Origin of the sequence: Microbacterium sp. 2216-1 (assembly GCF_046507855.1) — a bacterium.
Taxonomy (GTDB): Bacteria; Actinomycetota; Actinomycetes; order Actinomycetales; family Microbacteriaceae; genus Microbacterium; species Microbacterium esteraromaticum_C.
Map to the genome: position 1 here is coordinate 1,684,915 of NZ_JBKFTM010000001.1, position 20,167 is coordinate 1,705,081.

The window sequence follows — 20,167 nt, forward strand, 5'->3', positions numbered from 1 at the left end:
CGCAGAAGGGCGCCTGCGCGCGGATGCGTGCAGAAGCCGATCAGCTTCGGATGGCTGATGCCCGGGGCGTTACGCCGTGCGCTTCTTGCGCCGCGCGGCCAGTTCGTCGACCGGGTCGGGCGCGGCTGTGTCGAGTTCGACCAGCGTGGACTCCACCTCGCGCAGCACCTTGCCGACGGCGATGCCGAAGACGCCCTGGCCGCGGCTGACGAGGTCGATGACCTCGTCGTTCGACGTGCACAGGTACACCGATGCGCCATCGCTCATCAGGGTGGTTCCGGTGAGATCGCGGATGCCGGCGACGCGCAACTGCTCGACGGCGGTGCGGATCTGCTGCAGCGAGATGCCGGTGTCGAGCAGGCGCTTGACGAGCTTGAGCACGAGGATGTCGCGGAAGCCGTACATGCGCTGCGAGCCCGAGCCCGACGCGCCGCGCACGGTCGGGACGACCAGCTCGGTGCGTGCCCAGTAGTCGAGCTGCCGGTACGTGATGCCGGCCGCACGGGCGGCGACCGCGCCTCGGTACCCTACGGCGTCATCCATGGCGGGAAGCCCGTCGGTGAAGAGGAGTTCGGTCACGAACTGCGGGTCTTCCGCAAGCCCTTCCGCATCCATCTCAGTCTCCTCCTGATCGACTACCTCAACGCTAGAGCAGACCCCCCGCTCCGGCAACGACATCCGATGCAACGCGAAGGTGTGTCGCAACCTGTTCGTTACGAAAGCACGCGTTCGATCGACTGCTTCACCAGCAGGCGTCGCACGTCGTCGATGTGGGTGGCGAGTTCGGGCGCCAGTTCCGACGCGCGCCCCCTCGAAGCGGCATCCGTGCGGGCGAGCAAGGTGGCCAGCGCCGACTCGATCAGAGCCGCCTCACGCTCGGCGTTCTGCCGCATGGTGCGCAGGTGGCGCGGCTCGATGCCGTGCTTGGCGAGGGCCACCAGGCCCGACAGCAGGGTCGAGACCTGCTCCGGGTACGTCTCTGCCGCGTTGATGAGCCCCGCGCTGATGGCGTCATTGAACAGCTGCGGTGTGGCGCCCGTGCGCAGCAGAAGGTCGTCGCGTCGGTGCTGGTGCACCGGCGTCGCGATGGAGGGCGGTGCCACCATCGGGATGCCGTCGGCGTCGGCCTCGGCCTCATCGAGCTGTTCGCGGATGACGCTGAGCGGCAGGTAGTGATCGCGCTGCAGGATCAGCGCCGCGCGCACGCGCTCGACGTCAGCGGCACAGAACTTTCGGTAGCCGGACTGCGTGCGTGCCGGCGATACGATGCCCTGCACCTCGAGGAACCGCAGCTTGCTCGTGGTCAGCTGAGGGAACTCCGGCGTCAACCGGGCCAGCACCTGACCGATGCTGAGAAGACCCGACGGCGCGGAGCGCCCTCGGGCGGCACCGCCCGGGGTCATCAGCCGTTCGCCGTGGCGCGGTCGGCGGGCGAGGCGAAGAAGTTCATGCGGAACTTGCCGACGCGCAGTTCGTAACCGTCGGCGAGTTCACTGCGGTCGACGCGTTCGCCGTTGACATAGGTGCCGTTGAGCGATCGCTGGTCGACGATCTCGAACACCGAACCCGATCGGGTGATCTCGGCGTGGCGGCGCGAGACGGTGACGTCGTCGAAGAAGATATCCGCCTCGGGGTGACGCCCCACGGTCGTCACATCGGCGTCGAGCAGATAGCGGGCGCCGGCGAGTGCACCGGCGCGCACCAGAAGCAGTGCCGAGCCCGAGGGCAGTGCGGCGATCGCCGCGGCCTCCACCTCGGTGAGGTCGGCACCGAAGGGCACGAAGGAGAGATCCGATTCGTGACCGAAAGTCTGCGTCACATCGTGACGCTGCTCACCGCTGCGATGGATCGCGCCTCCGGCGCTGTTCGTGCTGTCGTCTGTCACGGTTCTCCCTCCTCCGGCCTCCCAGCCTATCGGATCGGATCGAGCGCCTGGGAGTGCGTTCTACCGATTCGCCCGGGCATCCTCCGCGCGATCGACGGCGCGGCGATAGGCTGAGAACATGCCACACTACGACGTCGTCATCCTCGGCGCGGGCCCCGGCGGCTATGTCGCCGCCGTCCGCAGCGCACAGCTCGGCCTTTCCACTGCGATCATCGAGGAGAAGTACTGGGGCGGTGTCTGCCTGAACGTGGGCTGCATCCCCTCGAAGTCCCTCCTGAAGAACGCTGAGATCGCGCACACCTTCACGCACAAGGCCGACTTCTTCGGCATCTCGGGTGACGTGAGCTTCGACTTCGGCGTCGCGTTCGACCGCAGCCGCAAGGTCGCCGACACGCACGTCAAGGGCATCCACTACCTGATGAAGAAGAACAAGGTGACCGAGTACGAGGGCCGCGGCGCCTTCACCGGTCCCAAGGCCATCACGGTCACCAAGTCCGACGGCTCGACCGAGCAGGTCACGTTCGACAACGTGATCATCGCGACGGGGTCGACCGTGCGCCTGCTGCCGGGCGTGCAGCTCAGCGACAACGTGGTCACCTACGAAGAGCAGATCCTCTCGCGTGAGCTGCCCGAGTCGATCGTCATCGTCGGCGCCGGCGCCATCGGCATGGAGTTCGGCTACGTGCTGTCGAACTACGGCGTGAAGGTCACCATCGTCGAGTTCCTCGACCGCGCGCTCCCCAACGAGGATGTCGAGGTCTCGAAGGAGATCCAGCGCCAGTACAAGAAGCTGGGCATCGACATCCTCACCTCCACCGCGGTCAAGACCGTCACCGACAACGGCTCCAGCGTGCACGTCACGTACGAGACCCGTGACGGCAAGCCGGGCGAGATCACCGCGGGCAAGGTGCTGATGTCGGTGGGCTTCGCCCCGCGCGTCGAGGGCTTCGGTCTGGAGAACACCGGTGTCGCGCTCACCGAGCGCGGTGCGATCGACATCGATGACCACATGCGCACCAACGTCGAGGGCATCTACGCCATCGGCGATGTGACCGCCAAGCTCCAGCTCGCACACGTCGCCGAGGCGCAGGGCGTCGTCGCCGCCGAGACCATCGGCGGGGCCGAGACCCAGACGCTGGGCGACTACCGCATGATGCCGCGTGCGACGTTCTGCCAGCCGCAGGTCGCCAGCTTCGGTCTGACCGAAGAGCAGGCCAAGGCCGAGGGGCGCGAGATCAAGGTCGCCAAGTTCCCGTTCAGCGCGAACGGCAAGGCCAACGGCCTGGGCGAGCCGGTCGGCTTCGTCAAGCTGATCGCCGATGCAGAGCACCTCGAGCTCATCGGTGGCCACCTGATCGGCCCCGATGTCTCGGAGCTGCTGCCCGAGCTCACGCTCGCGCAGAAGTGGGACCTCACCGCCCTGGAGGCGGCGCGCAACGTGCACACCCACCCGACGCTGTCGGAGGCGCTGCAGGAGGGCTTCCACGGCCTCGCCGGTCACATGATCAACATGTGACACCCGTCGTCGAAGTGCCCGGTCCGTTGCGGACCGGGCACTTCTCGCGTTTTCGGGCGCTGTCAGATTCCGCGCATCGTCACCAGCGCCGCGGCGGCGTTCCGCAGCGGCGCCGTTCCCATGAGCCGAATCACGCCCTCGCGCGCGTGTTGTCGGATGCCACGAGCCGGCGCCCCCATCGACATGTAGAACGTCGCCCGGCGCTGCACGTCGGCGGCGGCTCGCGCGGCCCAGCGTTCGTACGCGGCGAGGCCACCCGGACCGCTCTGCCCGAGCGCATCGGCCAGGACTCGGGCATCCACCCAGCCCAGGTTCATACCCTGGCCGCCGATCGGGCTGATCTCGTGCGCGGCATCGCCGAGCAGCACGACGCGACCCGCCACGGTGCGCGCGGCGCGGTGCTGGGCGGCGGTGAACGCGCTGGGCGCGACGGGCGTGATCGCGATGCCCGTTCGCGTGTGCACCGCGCGTGCGAAGTCCTCGCCTGACAGCGCGGGCACGCCCGGCGGGTGCCGCACGACCCAGCGCCGGCGTCTACCCGGCAACGGGAAGGATTCCACCAGTCCCCCGGGTTCGCAGTACAGCCGCGCGATCGCGGAGTCATCCGCATCGGCAGCGTCGACCATCGAGTAGCGCGCCGTGCTGCCGCGACGACGCCAGCGGATGCCCAGCGCCGCACGCAGCCCGCTGTGCACGCCGTCGGCGGCGATCAGGAGCGACGCGTGCTCGGATGTCTCTCCGGCCGCACCGCGCAGGCCGACGCTCACCCCGGTGCTGTCCTGACTCACCTGAGTGACCTCACAGTCCATGCGCACCTCGACGCCGAGAGCGTGCAGTCGTTCCCGCAGCAGCGCGACCGTGCGTCGTTGGGGCAGAATCCGCACGGTGCGCTCCGCGGGAAAGGCGATGGATGCCAGCATCCGACCGCGCGCATGCACCTCGCCACGTTCCAGCGCGACCGCCTCGGCGCGCAGGGCTGTGCCGACGCCGGCGGCATCGAGGGCGTCGAGTCCGGGCGGGTGCACGCCGATGGCGCGCGTGCGGTCGTCGGTTCCGGTGCGCCGTTCGCAGATCACCACGTGGGCACCGCGGGCGCCGAGCAGGCAACCGAGCAGCAGGCCCACCGGTCCGGCGCCCGCGATGATCACGTCAGGGCGCCCCATGGGGCGCCTCCCAGCGCAGCAGCACGCGCGCCGGCATCCGCTTCTCGACGCGCCAGCCCGGCGGTACGCGCGCGGCGAGCTCGGCGCGTGTGTAGGAACGTCGGATGCTGGTGAGCCCGTCGGCCCGGATGTACGACCCGGCCAGTACGGTGCCGGCGACCGGCCAGGTCGCGGCGGCGAACAGCGCGTACGCGGTTCGGCTGCGGGCGATGTCGCTGTGCTCGGCGACCCCGCCGGTGCGCACGAGCCGACGTGACTCGGCCAGCAGTGCGTGCAGTCCGCTCTCGGTCAGGTGGTGCAGCACGTGATTGGACAGCACGATGTCGTACTGCTCCCCGGCGTCGACGAGGTCGGCGCTGGAGGTGCAGCGCCATTGCACCAGTCCCTCGGGGTCAGCCCGGGTCGACCACTCCACCGCCCGCGGATCGATGTCGATTCCGGTCACCTGCGCGGGGTGCCCGTCCCGCCGTAGGCGCCGCGCCAGGGCGAGCGCCAGGTCGCCTCCGCCGCAGCCGATGTCGAGCACGCGCAGTGCGCCGCCGAAAGCGCCTCCCCGGGCTCTCGGACGCACGAGGCGCCGGTACAGACCACGCGGATCCGAGACGACGGCGTTGACGGCCGCGAAGCGCGCATAGGTGCGCGCCAGCATCCGCGGGTCGGCATCGGCGGCATCCATCTGCTCCCGCGCGTCGACGGCGCGCACGCGCAGATCAACCGCCACCGGTCCCGCCGATCACGGTCAGCATGGCGCTCTCTGCCGTCAACCCGGGCCCGAACGCCATCGCGGCGACACGCTGTCCGGCGAGCGCGTCGGGGTCATCGAGGATGCGCTGCAGCACGAACAGTACCGTGGCGCTGGACATGTTGCCGCGGGTGCGCAGCACCTCGCGAGCCGGATGCAGTTGCCCGTCGCTCAGCTGCAGGCGTCCCTGCACCCGATCGAGGATGCTGCGCCCACCGGGGTGGATCGCCCAGTGCTGCACGGCTGCGCCGATTCGTCCATCGTCGAACGCCTCGACCAGTGCGTCCTCCGCGGCCCACAGCGGGCGCAGCGCCTCGTCGATGTTCTCGCCGATCAGCTGCGGCACCGCGGTCGAGAGCACCATCTCGAAGCCGCTGTCGCCGATCGTCCAGGCCATGTCGTCCTTGCCGTCGGGCACGATCGCGGTGTGGAACCCGTCGAGTGAGAAGGCGGGCACGTCGGTCTCAAACGATCGGGCCGTCACCAGGGCGGCAGCGGCGCCGTCCGAGAACAACGATGACGCGATGATCGTGTCGGGGTCGTCCGACGAGCGCAGATGCAGCGTGCACAGTTCGACGCTGACGACGAGCACCACAGCGGTGGGGTCGGCCAGGCAGAATTGCGTCGCCGCGCGCAGCGCGGGCATGGCCGCGTAGCATCCCATGAATCCGAGGTGGTAGCGCTGCACGGCATCCGACAGTCCGAGTCCGCGCACGATCGCGTAGTCGGGTCCCGGCGCGTGGAATCCGGTGCACGAGACCGTGACGACGTGGGTGATGTCGGATGCCGTGATGTCGGGGTCAGCGGCGATCGCGCCCTGCGCCGCCGCGACGAAGAGCCGGTCGGCCTCACGCGCGTAGGTCTCGTTGCGGGCCTTGGTGCCGGGCACGAGCAGAGCGCCGGACTCGCGGTCGTAGAACTGCGGGTCCGGCGCATCGGCGGTGAGGTCGAGCTCGGTGAGCACGGTGTGTCTGGTCTCGATTCCCGAACCGTCGAACGAGGCGGTCACGAGCCGTTTGGTCAGGCGTGAGATCCCGGGCTGACCGGCGAAGACGTCGCGGACGGCGCCCTGCTCGAGCGGCACGTCGGGGACGAGGGTCTGCAGGGAGCGGAGCTGGACGTGTGGGCGCATGGCCCCACTGAAGCACGCCACCCTGCCCGGGGAAAGGGCTTGTGCGTGGAGCCGCCGTGTGCGTTACCGTCGTGCGCGTTTCCGCGGTGAGCGTTGCTGAACGTCCGCCGTCAGAGCCCGAGTGCGCGGGCGAGCTTCGAACCCGACGAGGGCGGACGCCCACCTGCCGCGGCGACCGCACGTTCCACGGCGTCGAAGAACACGGCGCGTCCGTGCTCGTCGGCCGGCGCCGCGGGCCCCAGCTCCATCTCCCATTCACGCCATGCGCGGAGCACCTGCGGCTCGGCGCGCAGATCGGTGGCGCGCACCCGGTCGTCGACGAACTCGGCGATGACACCGTCGGGGCCGCTGAGCAGGTAGGCGGTCCGGGAGTTCTCGATGCGTGCGAGGGGGGTCAGCTCGTCGGTGGTCCATTGCGCGACGAACTCGGTGACGGCCGCGGGAATCCGTCCGTCCTCATCCAATGGCCAGCCGAGTTCGAGGCGGCCGTCGCCCTGGCGTGGGCCCTTGACGTGCCACCCGGCGTCGGTCCCCCCGGTGCGGCGCCGCAGGGCGACCCCGTTCCGGGCCAGTACGGCATCGGCGGTGTCGAGGTAGCGGGCATCCAGTTCGCGCGCCTCTCCGGCGCTGACCGCGGTGACGCCGGGCACATCCGTCCAGACGGGCAGCTCGGTGTCGGCGTCGGCGTCGAACTTGCGCTCGACCTCGAACGTGCGCTGCGGGTCAGTCGTCACTGGGCGTGATGTCGTCGCTGGCCTCGGCGAACCAGAAGGCCACCTCGGTGGGGCCGTCGTCGGCTCCCGTATGGGTCGCCTCGCCTTCGCGCCGGTACATCACCTGCGTTTCGCTGTAGGGAACGATCAGGGTCTGTTGCTCGACATCGTCGAGCGGAAGGATCTGCCCGTCCAGCGGGCCGCCGTGGAGTCGTGCGAGTGCCATGTGCTCACCATAGCGCCGTGTTCGCCGATCGGGGCGGGTTTCCTCACATGGGCGGGTTTGCGTCTGCCACGTCAGGCCAGGCCGATGGCGAGGACGGCCCCGATGATCATCCAGGGCCCGAAGGCGATGCGGGTGTGCCGGTTCGCGCGGCGCAGCAGCATGAGCACGATGGCGTAGAGGGCTCCGAGTAGGAACGCTGCGGCGGCGCCGAGCACCAGCACCTGCCAGCCGTGCCAGGCGAGGACCAGCCCGATCACGGCCGCGAGCTTCACGTCACCGCCGCCCATCCCCTGCCGCGAGATCAGGTGTATGACGGCGTAGAAGGCGCCGAGCGCGAGCCCACCCAGCAGTGCACGCACCAGTCGTTCCCCGTCTCCTGTCACGAGCGCCTCGATGATCGCCAGCAGCACGAGCGCCCCGAGCGTCGGCAGGACGATGCGGTTGGGCAGACGGTGCGTGCGGGCGTCGATGACGATCAACCACGCGCCGATTCCCGCCAGGGCGAGATGCACGGCGATCACGGCGATGGAGTGGAGGGACACCCTCGCAGGCTAGCGATCGGCGCGTCACCTCGGGCCGGGCTGTGGATAACCACGAATGTCGGATGTGCGAACTAGCGTTCGAGGTGGACTTGAACTGTTCGAACATGTATTCGAGGATGGATGTATGCCTGACGGAGCGATCGCGACGACGATGACCTCCCCCGCCGACCGACGGGCCGGAGAGATCCTCCGGCTGCGCCGGGAGATCGGGCGCATGCAGCGCCGGCGCAGCGACGACGCCGTGATCCCGGTGGATGCCGCCCTGCAGGACCTGCTCCCCGAACGGGGCCTGCACACCGGGGCGGTCTATTCGGTCTCGCCGTCACCGAGCCTGATCTTCGCCCTGATGAGCGCCTCGTCGCGTCGCGGCGGCTGGTGCGCGGCGGTCGGCATGCCGACACTGGGACTCGAGGCCGCCGCCGCCTTCGGCATCGACCTCTCGCGGCTGATCCTCGTGCCCGATCCCGGCGATCGGTGGCTGGCGGTGGTATCGGCGCTGGCCGAGGTGGTACCGCTGATCGCGATGAGCCCGGGCTCTGCCGTGCGCGATCAGGAAGCCGCGCGGCTCGCCGCCCGGTTGCGCGATCGCGGATGCACGCTGCTGAGCACCGCGCAGTGGCCGCAGAGCGAGGGGATGATCAGCCTGCACGACCCGCAGTGGGAGGGGATCGGTGAGGGCTGGGGGCTGTTGTCGGACCGTACGGTCACGGTGACGGCGCAGACCCGCACCTCGCCGCGCCCGCAGAGCCTGCAGGTGCGGCTTCCCGGCAGTCTGGGCGGCATCGAGCCGGCGCCGATCGCCCCTGTCGCGCCTGTTCTGCCTGTCGCACCTGTTCGCCGCATCGACCGCGAGCAGACCCCGCTGCCGACCCATCCGAGCTGGGCGGTGGCCTGATGGATGCACCGAGCAGAATGCACGTGCTGTGGTTCCCCGACTGGCCGTTGCGCGCGGCGCTCGGGGCTCCGCCGCCGCACCCGCCCACCGCTCTCGTGCACGGCAACACGGTCGTGGCCTGTACCGCGTCGGCGCGTGAGCAGGGTGTGCGCATCGGCCAGCGCCGCCGGCTAGCGCAGGGGCGTGCGCCCGCGCTGCGCATGATGCCGCACGACCCTGCCGTGGACGAACGCGCCTTCGTCCCGGTGCTGCGTCTGATCGAGCAGCATGTGCCCGGTGTACATCTGCTGCGGCCGGGGCTCGCGGGCCTGCGCTCGCGCGGGGTGTCGCGCTACCACGGCGGCGAGGCCGAGGCGGCTTCTGCGCTGCTTGCGGTGCTCGGCGAAGCGGGGTACCCCGAGGTTCGGATCGGTGTCGCCGACGGGGTGTTCACGGCTGAGCTGGCAGCGCGCACCGCGGCCGGCACCGAGGGCGCTCCTGCCTGGGTGGTCGTCCCTCCCGGGGGGTCGCGCGACTTCCTCGCCCCACTGCCTCTGCCGGTGCTCGGCGATGAGGCGCTGACCGGGTTGCTGCACCGGCTCGGCATCTCGACTCTCGGCGGTTTCGCCGCGCTGGACGCCGTCATGGTGCGCGATCGGCTCGGCGAGCAGGGAGCCCGGTTGCACGCGCTGGCCGGGGGCGCCGATTCCCGTCCGCTCTCGAGCCGTCCGCCCGATCCCGAACTGTCGCGCACGGTCGAGTTCGACGCCCCCTTGGCGCAGTCGGATCAGATCGCGTTCGCGGTGCGTCAGACGGCGGATGCCGTGCTGCTCGGCCTCGCCGACGCCTCGCTGGTGTGCACCGAGGTGCGCATCGACCTCACCGATGACGACGGGGGCGTGTTCTCGCGGCCCTGGCTGCATCCGACCTGCTTCGACGCGAGTGAACTGGTCGACCGGGTGCGCTGGCAGCTCGAAACGCTCATCGAGCGCACGCCCGTTGCAGAGATCGACGCCGCCCGGTCGTTCCGCGGGATCGTATCGGTGCGGATCGCCCCGCTCTCGGTCGACGACGCCGCCCGCCATCAACCCGGCCTGTTCGGTTCGGGCACCGATGAGCGTCTGCATCACGCCGTCTCACGTGTGCAGACGTTGCTCGGCCATCGTGGAGTGGTCACGGCGACGGTGTCGGGCGGACGCATGCTCACCGATCGGCAGGTGCTGACGCCCTGGGGCGAGCGACCGGTGCTCGAGCGCGATCCCGCCCTGCCCTGGCCAGGACGCCTGCCGGGCCCCCTGCCCGCCGAGGTGTTCGCCCCCGCGCACCCCGTCACCGTGACCGCGTCTGACGGCCGGTCGGTCGCGGTCGATGGACGCGGGGAGCTGTCGGATCCCCCTGCGCTGCTGGAGGGCAGCGAGATCGTCGCCTGGGCGGGCCCGTGGCCGTTGCACGAGCGCCGGTGGGACGGCGAGCGCGCGAAGGCAGGGCACCGCTTCCAACTGGTGGATGCGCGGCAGCGTGCATGGCTGGTGTTCTGCTCCGAGGGTCGGTGGTGGGCAGAGGGGCGGTACCGCTGATGGCCGGCTGGAACAATCCGAAACTCTCCTGGGCCGAGCTGGAGCGCACGCTGAGCGCTCCCACTCGCGAGCAGGCACCGGCACGCGAGCAGGCACCGGCATCCGCCGAGCCCTCCCCGAAGCGTGCCGATCCCGGCCCGTTGAGCAGGCACCGCCCTCCTGTCGTGCCTCCGCCGCGTTCCCGTCCGGATGATGCCGTGCCGTACGCCGAGCTGCACGCGCACAGTTCGTTCTCGTTCCTCGACGGGGCCTCCTCCCCCGATGATCTGCTCGCCGAGGCCGAGGCGTTGGGCCTCACCGCACTGGCGATCACGGATCACGACGGCTTCTACGGCGCGGCGCGTTTCGCCGAGGCCGCTGAGCTCACCGGGGTGCAGACGGTGTTCGGTGCCGAGCTGTCGCTCGATCTGCCCGCCCCGCAGGGCGGTGTGCCCGATCCGGTGGGTGATCATCTGCTGGTGCTGGCCCGCGGCGTCGAGGGATATCACCGCCTCTCGGGGGCGATCACCCGCGCCCAGTTGCGTGGTGGCGAGAAGGGGCGCCCGCTGTACGACCTCGATGACCTCGCGGCCAGCGCCGACGGGCAGTGGACGATCCTGACCGGCTGCCGCAAGGGAGGTGTGCGGCGGGGGCTCGCCCAGGGCGATGCCGAGACGCCGTTGCGCCGGCTGATCGATCTGTTCGGGCACGACCAGATCGCCGTCGAGCTGATCGACCACGGCGATCCGCTCGACACACGTCGCAACGATGCTCTCGCAGACCTCGCCCGTGAACTGCGGTTGCCGGTGGTCGCCACGAACAACGTGCACTACGCGGGGCCCGACCGGGCCGGGCTCGCCGAGGCGGTCGCGGCGGTGCGCGCGACCCGCAGCATGGACGATCTCGATGGCTGGTTGCCCTCGCACGGCAGCGCGCATCTGCGCAGTGGCGCCGAGATGACCCGTCGCTTTCGCCGTTACCCGGGGGCGATCGAGCACGGCCTGCGGATCGCCGCGGAGTGCGCGTTCCCGTTGCGGCGAGCGCGCCCTGCCCTGCCGCAGACGCCCGTTCCCGAGGGGCACACCACCATGAGTCATCTGCGCGCGCTGGTGTGGGCCGCCGTACCGCACCGATATCCGCGACTCGATGACGAGGGGCGGGCGCGCATCGTGCGCGAGCTCGACGTGATCGAAGAGAAGGACTTTCCCGGGTACTTCCTGATCGTGCACGAGATCGTCGAAGAGGCCCGTCGTCGTGGCATCCTGTGCCAGGGCCGGGGGTCGGCGGCGGCGAGCGCGGTCTGCTATCTGCTCGGCATCACGGCGGTCGATCCGATCCTGTACCGGCTGCCGTTCGAGCGGTTCCTGGCGACCACCCGCGAAGAGGAGCCCGATATCGATGTCGACTTCGATTCCGGCCGGCGCGAAGAGATCATTCAGTGGGTGTACCGGCGCTACGGGCGCGAGCGCGCGGCGCAGGTGGCGAATGTCATCCAGTACCGGCCGAAGAACGCGGTGCGCGACATGGCCAGGGCGCTCGGGCACTCCCCCGGTCAGCAGGATGCCTGGTCGAAGCAGGTCGACGGGTGGGGCGCAGGCATCGAGGCGTCCGCCGACACCGACATCCCCGCCGATGTGCTCGGCTACGCGGGTGAGCTGCTGAAGGCGCCGCGGCATCTGGGCATCCACTCCGGCGGCATGGTGCTCACTGCCCGCCCGGTGGGCGAGGTCGTGCCGGTTGAGAACGCCCGCATGGCCGATCGCACGGTGATCCAGTGGGACAAGGACGACGCGGCGTGGATGGGGCTGGTCAAGTTCGACCTGCTGGGGTTGGGGATGCTCTCGGCCCTGCAGCACAGCTTCGATCTGATCTCCCGCGCCACGGGCGAGCGCTGGACGCTGCAGACGCTGCCCAAAGAGGAACCGGCGGTGTACGACATGCTGTGCCGGGCGGATTCGATCGGGGTGTTCCAGGTCGAGTCCCGCGCGCAGATGGGGTTGCTGCCGCGGTTGCAGCCTCGGCAGTTCTACGAGTTGGCGATCCAGATCGCGCTCATCCGGCCTGGCCCGATCCAGGGCGGTGCGGTGCATCCGTTCGTGCGCCGCAAGCTGGGGCACGAGAAGGTCACCTATGCCCATCCGGCGCTGGAGCCGGTGCTGCGGCGCACGCTGGGCATTCCGGTGTTCCAGGAGCAGCTGATCCAGATGGCCACCGTGCTCGGCGATTGCACGGCCGATGAGGCCGATCTGCTGCGCCGGGCGATGGGATCGAAGCGGGGGCTGGAGCGGATCGATCGCATCCGCGCATCGCTGTATCGGGGCATGGCCGAGAAGGGGCTGGTGGGCGATGCCGCCGATCGCATCTACGCGCAGATCCAGGCGTTCTCGAGTTTCGGGTTCGCCGAGTCGCATTCGCTGTCGTTCGCGCTGCTCGTGTACGCCAGCTCATGGGTCAAACTGCACTATCCCGCCGCGTTCCTGGCGGGGCTGCTGCGGGCTCAGCCGATGGGGTTCTACTCGGCGGCGTCGCTGACCGCCGATGCCCGACGGCACGGCGTGCAGGTGCTGCGCCCCGATCTGCACGCCTCGTCCGCCACCGATGACCTGGAGCTGCTCACGGATGCGGCGTCACCGGGGCCGACCGGCTTGGATTCCTGCCGACGCACCGTCGATCCGCCCGAGCCGCGCCCGTTCGACCGTGATGCGCCGGATGAGTCGGCCGCCCACCGCCGCGACGGCCGGTTCGCCGTGCGCCTGGGGCTGGCCGGTGTGCGTGGGATCGGCTCAGCCCTGGCCGAACGCATCGTCGCCGCGCGGGAGCAGCACGGTCCCTTTCGAGATCTGCACGATCTGGTGCGGCGGACGGATGCCACGGCGGCGCAACTGGAGGCGCTGGCCACGGCCGGAGCCTTCGACTGCCTGGGGATCAGCCGGCGCGAGGCGATCTGGATGGCCGGGGCCGCCGCGCAGGATCGCGCCAGGTTTCTGCCGGGCACTGCTGTGTCGGTGCAACCGCCTCTGTTCGCCGATCAGAGCAGTCATGAGCTGCTGGCGGCGGATCTGTGGGCGACCGGCATCTCGACAGACGACCACCCCATGACGCATTTCCGTGGGGCGCTGGCCGAGCGTGGGGTGCTCTCGTCGGATCAGCTGCGCTCGCATGAAGAGGGGCGCCGTATTGAGGTGGCCGGTCTGGTCACCCACCGGCAGCGTCCGGCGACCGCGAGCGGCATCACCTTCCTGAATCTGGAGGATGAGCACGGGCTGGTCAACGTGGTGTGCTCGATGGGGGTCTGGAACCGGTATCGGCGGGTGGCGCGTGATTCACCGGCGCTGATCGTGCGCGGCATCCTGGAGCGCTCGGTCGAGGGCGTCGTCAACGTGCTCGCCGATGCGTTCGAAGACCTGCGCACCGGTGTGACGCACCGGTCGAGGGATTTCCGGTGAGGCGAACGAGGGCCTCTTCTCGAAGAGACAACCTCATCCTCAAAAAAGACCTCGCGCGACCACGCCGATCGGCGTAGCTTCAGAGCATGAGCATCGATGCTGCAGACCGAGCCGCCGTCGCCCACTTCGTCCGCGTCTGCGGGTCGGGGGTCGTGGCCACGGTCGGAGAGCAGGGTGAACCGCAGGCGGCGTATGTCGTGATGTACGCCGGCGATGATGCGGTGCTGGTGTTCGACGCGGCGGTCGACTCGCGCAAAGTTGCCAACATCGCCCGCGACCCGCGCATCGCCGTGGCCGTGACCGGTGCCGCTGTCACCGTACAGCTCGAGGGCGAGGCCCGCGCGACGCAGGGTGCGGAGCGCGCCCGGCTCGGCGAGGAGTACTGCCGCCACTTCCCGAGTTCACGCGCCCTCGATGACGGATACGCGCTGTTCGCCGTGGACGTGCGCTGGGTGCGTGTGTACGACACCGGCAGCCGCCCGCCGCATGTCTCGGAGGCACGCTGGGGCTCTTGAGCCCGGTCACCCCATCGGTGTGAGGGGGCCGGTCGCACGCACGTGTTCGAGGGAGTATCCGAGCGCCTGCGTTAGGGTTGACGTTCACGCCCGCATGATCTGGCGGGCTTCATTCCGACCGAAGACCCCAGCGGGATCCTGTCGGGCGCGCGTAGAGCGCACACTCACTCTTCGATGTGTCACATCGGCCCCACCCCAGCCTGGAGGCACGCCTCATGACGACAGCTGCCACGACCGCCGACGACCGGAACCGGTATCGGCCCGAGCCCTCAGTCCTCACCGCACTGAAGACCCCGCGCATCCTCACGCGCGAAGTCCTCGCCGGTCTCGTCGTGGCACTGGCGCTGATCCCCGAGGCGATCAGCTTCTCGATCATCGCCGGAGTCGACCCCAAGGTGGGCTTGTTCTCGTCGTTCATCATGGCTGTGACGATCGCGTTCGTCGGCGGACGCCCCGCGATGATCACCGCCGCGACGGGCGCGATCGCGCTCGTCGTCGCGCCACTCACCCGCGAGTACGGCATGGACTATCTCATCGCCACCGTGCTGCTCGCCGGGGTGTTGCAGATCGTGCTCGCCGCGCTCGGGGTCGCGAAGCTGATGCGATTCATCCCGCGCAGCGTCATGGTGGGATTCGTCAACGCTCTGGCGATCCTCATCTTCACCGCGCAACTGCCGCATCTGATTGGCAAGCCGTGGCTGGTGTACCCGCTCGTCGCGGTGGGCCTGCTGATCATGGTGTTCATGCCCAAGCTCACCAAGGTGGTCCCCGCCCCGTTGGTGTCGATCGTCATCGTCACCGCCGCCGTGCTCGTCTTCGCGATCAACGTGCCCCGGGTCGGCGACGAGGGCGAGTTGCCGCGTAGCCTTCCCGAGTTGTTCATCCCGAACGTGCCATTCACCTTCGAGACCCTGTCGATCATCGCTCCCTACGCTCTCGCGATGGCGCTGGTCGGCCTGATGGAATCCTTGATGACCGCGAAGCTCGTCGACGACGTCACCGACACGCACTCGAACAAGACTCGGGAGTCCTGGGGCCAGGGCGTCGCAAACCTCGCATCGGGGATGTTCGGCGGCATGGGTGGCTGCGCCATGATCGGGCAGACCATGATCAACGTCAAGGCCTCGGGTGCTCGCACGCGCATTTCGACCTTCCTGGCGGGAGTGTTCCTGCTGATCCTGATCGTGGTGCTCGGCGACGTGGTCGCGATCATCCCGATGGCGGCGTTGGTCGCCGTGATGATCATGGTGTCGGTCGGTACCTTCGACTGGCACTCGATCAGGCCGTCGACGTTGAAGAAGCTGCCGAAGAGTGAGACGGCCGTCATGGTCATCACCGTCGCGGTGGTGGTCGCTACGCACAACCTCGCCATCGGTGTCGTGGTCGGAGTGTTCGTCGCCAGCGTCATGTTCGTTCGCCGCGTTGCGCACCTTGTCGACGTCAAGCGCGAGGTCGTCGACCATGACGGCACTCAGGTCGCGCACTACACCGTGGAGGGGCAGCTCCTGTTCGCCTCGAGCAACGACCTGACGACGATGTTCGAGTACGCGGCCGATCCCGAGCGCGTGGTGGTCGACTTCTCGAAGTCCCATGTCTGGGACGCATCGACCGTCGCGGCGCTCGACGCCATCGAGACGAAGTACGAGCAGCACGGGAAGAGTGTCGAGTTCGTCGGCATGAACGATTTCACGAGTGCGTTCCATGCTCGGCTGACGCGAGGCCTCGGCGACGGCATCTGACGCTGCTACGGCGTACGATGGCGGCGTGCAGACGGGCTCGGGCGGGCAGAGTGGTGGGCAGCGCGATGCGCGCCCGATCGCTGCGCTCGGGATCCTCGGCGCGGGGCGCCTCGGTTCGGTACTGGCCGGGTTGGCGGCATCCGCCGGTTACCGGGTGCGGGTGGCGACCTCGCGCGATCCCGCGTTGATCGCGGCGGCGATGTCGGCCGTCGGCGCGGAGGCGACGACGCCGGCGTCGGTGATCGCCGAGTCGGATGCTGTCGTGCTGGCGCTCCCGCTCGGTCGCCTTCCGCAGGTACCCGCGGATGAGCTGCGCGGGATGCTGGTGATCGACGCCATGAACTACTGGTGGGCGACCGATGGCATCCGTCCTGATCTTGAGGATCCGCGCTCGTCGACGAGCGAGCTGGTGCAGCGGCATCTGCCGGGTGCACGCGTGGTGAAGGCGCTCGGGCACATGGGGTATCAGGATCTCGAAGACGAGGCGCGCCCGGCGGGAGCGCCGGGGCGCAAGGCCATCGCGATCGCGGGCGACGATGAGGCCGATCTCGCCGTCGTCTCGACGCTGGTCGATCGGTTGGGTTTCGATCCGGTGGTCGCGGGGCCACTGGCATCCGGGATTGCGCTCGAACCGGGCGCCGAAGCGTTTGGCGCCGATGTCGGTGCCGAGGAGTTGCGCGCGATGCTCGACCGCTTCCCGACGTCGCAGCGCGGCATCGTCGTGGCGCGGGCGCGCGGTGGCCGGTTGTTCGGCGAGTGAGCGCGGCGGGTTCTCCCGCGTCAGATGCAGAACGGGCGTCCAGCCCGGGCCGTAGCCCGGACTGAACGCCCGCATCACTTCAGGTCAGATGACCTGGATGTTCGCTGCCTGCATGCCCTTCGGGCCACGCTCGGGGTCGAACGAGACCTTCTGGTTCTCTTCGAGGCTGCGGTAGCCGCTGCTGTTGATCGCGCTGAAGTGCGCGAACAGGTCGTCCGAGCCGTCGTCGGGAGCGATGAACCCGAAGCCCTTGTCGGCGTTGAACCATTTGACGGTGCCAGTGGCCATGACGTCATTCCTTCGTTGTCTGGACCATGGTGGTGATCCGTGTTGCCGCGGCGACGGCGCCGCCGCGGGGTCTGGTGCGAGCCGCAGGTGTGCGCGTGTGCCGCGATGCCTTGGGCGAGAAGATAGTGAACCAATCTCAGGAAGCTGGCCCGGAGAGGACGCCGGCAGAAACACAACTTCACTGACTTGCTCTTGACAGTACCCGACTGGCCCGTGATGCACCAGCCGGGTGAGTGATGACTCAGCGGTTGGTGTCGGCCGTCTCGTCGTCGAGTCCGGCTTGGTAGGCCGCGAGGCGCCGTTGCGCGCGGCGGTACATCTGGTAGTCGACGAGGTTTCCGATGCCGACGATGGTGACGACGATCAGGGGGATCGCCCACAGGTGGTAGCCGACGACGCCGGGGCTGATCGCGATCAATACGGCGGTGACGATGGCCGAGATCGTGATCGCGATGGCGGCGCTGATGACGAAGTAGGTTGCCGTGCGGGCGATGCGTGTCGGCAGCAGCGAGGTGAGCCATTCGGTGGCGGCGCCGATGGCGAGGCCGATGATGCCGCAGAGCAGCACGGTGACCACGCGTTCGAGCGGGGTGTTGCCGGCCGAGCCGATGACGGCGAGCACGGTGCCGATGATGAGGCCGAGAAGGCCGGACTTGGCGATCGCGGAAACGTCCATGTGTCTGCTCCGTTCTCAGATTCCGAGCCTGGCGCGCAGGTGTTTGGCGTACATCTTCGAGACCTCCACGTCGTTGCCACCGGTCATGCGCAGCACGTAGCGGGAGTTGAACCACGGCACGATCTCTCGCACGTGGCTGAGGTTCGCGAGCTGCGAACGGTTGGCGCGCACGAATCCGAGCGGACCCCAGGCGGTTTCGATCTGCTGCAGGGTGCCTCGCATCCGTGCCGTTCCCGAGGCGGTCACCGCGATCGCGCCGTCGTCGGCGGCTTCGATGACGAGCACGTCGCGGGCGGCGAGCACGACGAACGCGTCGTCGCGCTGGCCGATCATCGTGCGCGGAGTCTGTGCGGAACCGCGGATGCCCGAGGCGAGCAGCCGGACGACCTGCACGTAGTCGAGCGCGTCGAAGACGAGCGCCGGTGCGTGGTCGGGCGCGGTGTGTCCTCGTTCGACGAGCACCCAGCGAGAGTCGGTGGTGGTCTCTGCACTCGTACCTGTGGGGATGCCGGCGGCGGCGAGTTCACGTTCGAGGCGGGGTCGGAGGGCATCAGAGCAGACGATCTCGATCATCGCCCTCCCCCTTCGATCGCGGTCGATTCACGCGGCGATGCGTTCGACGAGCAGGCGCAGTTGGATGAGTTCCTCGATGGCCTTCTGTGCGAAGTCTAGTGATCCGTAGTTGGCGACGTAGATGCGGTCGTTCTCGGGGTCGTAGAGGGCGTAGGTGCCGGTGGAGCCGACGGCGCCGTGCATGTCGGTCATCGAGAACAGCATCGGAGAGAGTTCTGCGAAGCGGAACTGCATGACGCCGAGTCCGTAGTGGATGCCGGTGTCGTACTGTCCGGTGAACGTGGTCAGCTCGGCGAGCATCTCGGGCGAGAACAGTTCGGCCGAGGTGAAGGCGCGGGTGAAGGTCACGAGGTCGGAGAGGCTGGTGACGACTCCTCCGCCGGCCCAGTCGACCGACAGCGCGGCGCGGTCGCTGAGGTCGACGCCGCGCACGGTCAGCGGCAGTATGTCGGTGCCAGTGCCGTGATCGGTGAGCAGGTGGCTGTCGCGCATGCCGAGCGGCGCGAAGATGCGCTCGTGCAGTACGTCGGCGTACGGCTGCTGTTCGATGCGTTCGAGTGCCAGGCCGAGCAGGATGTACCCGGTGTCGGAGTACGCGAACTCCTCGCCGGGGGCGGCGACCGGGGTCTGGTTCTCTCGCGAGAACGCGAGCAGGTCTTCCGGAGTGAATGCCCGGTCGGGGTCGTCGGTGACGATGTCAATCATCGACGGCCCGCGCAGCACGGGCCCTTCGAAGTAGTCGGCGATGCCCGAGGTGTGGCCGAGCAGGTGGCGGAATGTCACCTCACCGCTGTGGTCTGTGCCGTCGATGGTGAACAATCCGTCGAGGGTCTCAGCGTCGAGGTGTTCAGAGATCGGGTCGTCGAGGGTGATGCGCCCTTCATCGACGAGTTGCGCGTAGACGGCGGCGAGCATTGTCTTTCCCACGCTCGCCGCGTGGAACGGGCTGTCGGTTGTCGCGGGCTTCGTCGACGACGTACCTGCCGCGTACTCGTGCAGTTCGCCGGTGCGTCCGTCGTAGGTCGCGAACAGCGCCGCCGAGACGGTGTCGTTCTTCGTCACGGTGTCTACGAGTCGTTCGTTGATGGCAGCATCCGCCTCGGACTGCGACAGGGGCCTGTTCGCATACGCGAGCACTCCCCCGCCTGCGACGACCACCGCGGCCACCGACGCCGCGATCCAGATCGCGATCTTCACTCCTGTACGCATGTGCTTTCCTTCCGCCGTTCTCGGTCGATTCGACGGTAGGAAGAGCGGATGCCGCAGCGATACGGCGGCCGGCTGAGTGGTCGGTGAGCGAGGGTGAGTGGTCGGTGAGAGGGGGTGAGATTCTTGGCCTGTTTCGGCTCAATGCCGGGTGGTAGCGTCGGCGGCATGGACCTCGGCGCGTTCTCGGTAAGCCTGGCGGTATCGAATCTCAAGGACTCGAGGGAGTTCTACGAGCGACTCGGGTTTGCTGTCGTCGGCGGTGATGCCGACCAGGGATGGCTCATTCTGCGCAATGGCGAGACGACGCTGGGCCTATTTCACGGGATGTTCGACAGCAACATCCTCACGTTCAATCCCGGCTGGGATCAGGCCGGTCAAGAGACGCCGTCCTTCACCGATGTGCGTGAGATTCAAGCCGCGCTCAAGGCGGACGGAGTCGCGCTGGTGAGCGAAGTCGAGAGCGAAGCCGGACCGGGGAGCTTCGTGATTACCGACCCAGACGGCAACGTCGTCCTCTTCGATCAGCATCGCTGAGGGGCGTGAGGAACGAACTGGTGACAGGTGTGGTTTAGGCCGCGAGTGTGAGCGGCTCGGCTAGCTTGGCTTCGAACT

At 68.8% G+C, this 20,167-nt stretch carries 21 protein-coding genes; 8 read left to right on the plus strand and 13 right to left on the minus strand.

Annotation, left to right across the window (positions count from 1 at the left end):
- Positions 1-69 precede the first annotated feature (69 nt).
- The 3 genes from ACLD0U_RS07860 to ACLD0U_RS07870 all read right to left on the minus strand — a co-directional run bounded on the left by ACLD0U_RS07860 (position 70) and on the right by ACLD0U_RS07870 (position 1,885).
- Positions 70-615, minus strand: a complete 546-nt coding sequence (locus ACLD0U_RS07860) for a MerR family transcriptional regulator (RefSeq protein WP_179410511.1) — start codon at positions 613-615, stop codon at positions 70-72.
- A 98-nt stretch (positions 616-713) separates the two neighbouring features.
- Positions 714-1,403 carry a MerR family transcriptional regulator gene (locus ACLD0U_RS07865; RefSeq protein WP_206549578.1) on the minus strand — a complete coding sequence of 230 codons (690 nt, stop codon included), beginning with the start codon at positions 1,401-1,403 and terminating at the stop codon, positions 714-716.
- Complete coding sequence (locus ACLD0U_RS07870) at positions 1,403-1,885, minus strand: FHA domain-containing protein (RefSeq protein WP_179410509.1); 483 nt, start codon at positions 1,883-1,885, stop codon at positions 1,403-1,405. Before ACLD0U_RS07870 ends, ACLD0U_RS07865 begins: the two co-directional genes overlap by 1 nt.
- A 118-nt stretch (positions 1,886-2,003) precedes the next feature.
- On the opposite strand from ACLD0U_RS07870, the gene lpdA reads away from it, so the two are divergent.
- Positions 2,004-3,401 carry a dihydrolipoyl dehydrogenase gene (gene lpdA, locus ACLD0U_RS07875; protein ID WP_179410508.1) on the plus strand — a complete coding sequence of 466 codons (1,398 nt, stop codon included), beginning with the start codon at positions 2,004-2,006 and terminating at the stop codon, positions 3,399-3,401.
- Positions 3,402-3,463: 62 nt separating this feature from the next.
- Here the strand turns inward: lpdA and ACLD0U_RS07880 are convergent, their stop codons facing one another.
- From ACLD0U_RS07880 to ACLD0U_RS07905, 6 genes are all read right to left on the minus strand, one after another.
- Positions 3,464-4,564 (minus strand): FAD-dependent oxidoreductase, encoded by a 1,101-nt coding sequence (locus tag ACLD0U_RS07880; RefSeq protein ID WP_410340241.1) that lies wholly within the window; start codon positions 4,562-4,564, stop codon positions 3,464-3,466.
- Positions 4,551-5,285, minus strand: a complete 735-nt coding sequence (locus ACLD0U_RS07885; protein ID WP_410340242.1) for a methyltransferase domain-containing protein — start codon at positions 5,283-5,285, stop codon at positions 4,551-4,553. Before ACLD0U_RS07885 ends, ACLD0U_RS07880 begins: the two co-directional genes overlap by 14 nt.
- Positions 5,275-6,438, minus strand: coding sequence for a type III polyketide synthase (locus ACLD0U_RS07890; RefSeq protein WP_410340243.1), 1,164 nt, complete (start codon positions 6,436-6,438; stop codon positions 5,275-5,277). The genes ACLD0U_RS07885 and ACLD0U_RS07890 overlap by 11 nt, the downstream gene beginning before the upstream one ends.
- Positions 6,439-6,548: 110 nt before the next feature.
- A complete protein-coding gene (locus ACLD0U_RS07895) occupies positions 6,549-7,172 on the minus strand; it encodes a CYTH domain-containing protein (protein WP_410340244.1) in 624 nt (207 codons plus the stop codon).
- On the minus strand, positions 7,162-7,377 hold the full coding sequence (locus ACLD0U_RS07900) for a response regulator (protein ID WP_179410503.1): 216 nt from the start codon (positions 7,375-7,377) through the stop codon (positions 7,162-7,164). Before ACLD0U_RS07900 ends, ACLD0U_RS07895 begins: the two co-directional genes overlap by 11 nt.
- Positions 7,378-7,448: 71 nt before the next feature.
- On the minus strand, positions 7,449-7,919 hold the full coding sequence (locus ACLD0U_RS07905) for a prepilin peptidase (protein ID WP_410340245.1): 471 nt from the start codon (positions 7,917-7,919) through the stop codon (positions 7,449-7,451).
- Positions 7,920-8,043: 124 nt separating this feature from the next.
- Here ACLD0U_RS07905 and ACLD0U_RS07910 point away from each other — a divergent pair, with 124 nt between their 5' ends.
- From ACLD0U_RS07910 to ACLD0U_RS07935, 6 genes are all read left to right on the plus strand, one after another.
- Positions 8,044-8,814 (plus strand): hypothetical protein, encoded by a 771-nt coding sequence (locus tag ACLD0U_RS07910; protein ID WP_224818949.1) that lies wholly within the window; start codon positions 8,044-8,046, stop codon positions 8,812-8,814.
- A gap of 17 nt (positions 8,815-8,831) precedes the next feature.
- Positions 8,832-10,370 carry a DNA polymerase Y family protein gene (locus ACLD0U_RS07915; RefSeq protein ID WP_410340281.1) on the plus strand — a complete coding sequence of 513 codons (1,539 nt, stop codon included), beginning with the start codon at positions 8,832-8,834 and terminating at the stop codon, positions 10,368-10,370.
- Entirely contained in the window at positions 10,370-13,795 is a 3,426-nt protein-coding gene (locus tag ACLD0U_RS07920; RefSeq protein WP_410340282.1) for an error-prone DNA polymerase, read from the plus strand. The genes ACLD0U_RS07915 and ACLD0U_RS07920 overlap by 1 nt, the downstream gene beginning before the upstream one ends.
- 86 nt (positions 13,796-13,881) lie before the next feature.
- Positions 13,882-14,310, plus strand: a complete 429-nt coding sequence (locus ACLD0U_RS07925) for a pyridoxamine 5'-phosphate oxidase family protein (RefSeq protein WP_410340246.1) — start codon at positions 13,882-13,884, stop codon at positions 14,308-14,310.
- Positions 14,311-14,525: 215 nt separating this feature from the next.
- Complete coding sequence (locus tag ACLD0U_RS07930) at positions 14,526-16,049, plus strand: SulP family inorganic anion transporter (protein WP_410340247.1); 1,524 nt, start codon at positions 14,526-14,528, stop codon at positions 16,047-16,049.
- A 25-nt stretch (positions 16,050-16,074) separates the two neighbouring features.
- On the plus strand, positions 16,075-16,809 hold the full coding sequence (locus ACLD0U_RS07935) for an NADPH-dependent F420 reductase (protein WP_410340248.1): 735 nt from the start codon (positions 16,075-16,077) through the stop codon (positions 16,807-16,809).
- 84 nt (positions 16,810-16,893) lie between these two features.
- Here the strand turns inward: ACLD0U_RS07935 and ACLD0U_RS07940 are convergent, their stop codons facing one another.
- From ACLD0U_RS07940 to ACLD0U_RS07955, 4 genes are all read right to left on the minus strand, one after another.
- The gene (locus tag ACLD0U_RS07940; protein ID WP_179410498.1) at positions 16,894-17,097 is read right to left on the minus strand and encodes a cold-shock protein; all 204 of its coding nucleotides are present in this window, start codon (positions 17,095-17,097) and stop codon (positions 16,894-16,896) included.
- Positions 17,098-17,338: 241 nt separating this feature from the next.
- Positions 17,339-17,773 carry a hypothetical protein gene (locus tag ACLD0U_RS07945; protein ID WP_410340249.1) on the minus strand — a complete coding sequence of 145 codons (435 nt, stop codon included), beginning with the start codon at positions 17,771-17,773 and terminating at the stop codon, positions 17,339-17,341.
- A gap of 15 nt (positions 17,774-17,788) precedes the next feature.
- Positions 17,789-18,346: a LytTR family DNA-binding domain-containing protein gene (locus ACLD0U_RS07950; protein ID WP_410340250.1), complete on the minus strand. Its 558-nt coding sequence runs from the start codon at positions 18,344-18,346 to the stop codon at positions 17,789-17,791.
- 27 nt (positions 18,347-18,373) lie between these two features.
- Positions 18,374-19,555 (minus strand): serine hydrolase domain-containing protein, encoded by a 1,182-nt coding sequence (locus ACLD0U_RS07955; protein ID WP_410340251.1) that lies wholly within the window; start codon positions 19,553-19,555, stop codon positions 18,374-18,376.
- Positions 19,556-19,720: 165 nt separating this feature from the next.
- On the opposite strand from ACLD0U_RS07955, the gene ACLD0U_RS07960 reads away from it, so the two are divergent.
- A complete protein-coding gene (locus ACLD0U_RS07960; protein ID WP_410340252.1) occupies positions 19,721-20,089 on the plus strand; it encodes a VOC family protein in 369 nt (122 codons plus the stop codon).
- The last annotated feature ends 78 nt before the right edge of the window (positions 20,090-20,167 follow it).

Bases quoted from the DNA above. Each gene is read 5' to 3' on its own strand.
- ACLD0U_RS07860 (WP_179410511.1), bottom strand. From the start codon at position 615: ATGGATGCGGAAGGGCTTGCGGAAGACCCGCAGTTCGTGACCGAACTC.
- ACLD0U_RS07865 (WP_206549578.1), bottom strand. From the start codon at position 1,403: ATGACCCCGGGCGGTGCCGCCCGAGGGCGCTCCGCGCCGTCGGGTCTT.
- lpdA (WP_179410508.1), top strand. From the start codon at position 2,004: ATGCCACACTACGACGTCGTCATCCTCGGCGCGGGCCCCGGCGGCTAT.
- ACLD0U_RS07880 (WP_410340241.1), bottom strand. From the start codon at position 4,564: ATGGGGCGCCCTGACGTGATCATCGCGGGCGCCGGACCGGTGGGCCTG.
- ACLD0U_RS07890 (WP_410340243.1), bottom strand. From the start codon at position 6,438: ATGCGCCCACACGTCCAGCTCCGCTCCCTGCAGACCCTCGTCCCCGAC.
- ACLD0U_RS07900 (WP_179410503.1), bottom strand. From the start codon at position 7,377: ATGGCACTCGCACGACTCCACGGCGGCCCGCTGGACGGGCAGATCCTT.
- ACLD0U_RS07910 (WP_224818949.1), top strand. From the start codon at position 8,044: ATGCCTGACGGAGCGATCGCGACGACGATGACCTCCCCCGCCGACCGA.
- ACLD0U_RS07915 (WP_410340281.1), top strand. From the start codon at position 8,832: ATGCACGTGCTGTGGTTCCCCGACTGGCCGTTGCGCGCGGCGCTCGGG.
- ACLD0U_RS07920 (WP_410340282.1), top strand. From the start codon at position 10,370: ATGGCCGGCTGGAACAATCCGAAACTCTCCTGGGCCGAGCTGGAGCGC.
- ACLD0U_RS07925 (WP_410340246.1), top strand. From the start codon at position 13,882: ATGAGCATCGATGCTGCAGACCGAGCCGCCGTCGCCCACTTCGTCCGC.
- ACLD0U_RS07930 (WP_410340247.1), top strand. From the start codon at position 14,526: ATGACGACAGCTGCCACGACCGCCGACGACCGGAACCGGTATCGGCCC.
- ACLD0U_RS07940 (WP_179410498.1), bottom strand. From the start codon at position 17,097: ATGGCCACTGGCACCGTCAAATGGTTCAACGCCGACAAGGGCTTCGGG.
- ACLD0U_RS07945 (WP_410340249.1), bottom strand. From the start codon at position 17,773: ATGGACGTTTCCGCGATCGCCAAGTCCGGCCTTCTCGGCCTCATCATC.
- ACLD0U_RS07950 (WP_410340250.1), bottom strand. From the start codon at position 18,346: ATGATCGAGATCGTCTGCTCTGATGCCCTCCGACCCCGCCTCGAACGT.
- ACLD0U_RS07955 (WP_410340251.1), bottom strand. From the start codon at position 19,555: ATGCGTACAGGAGTGAAGATCGCGATCTGGATCGCGGCGTCGGTGGCC.
- ACLD0U_RS07960 (WP_410340252.1), top strand. From the start codon at position 19,721: ATGGACCTCGGCGCGTTCTCGGTAAGCCTGGCGGTATCGAATCTCAAG.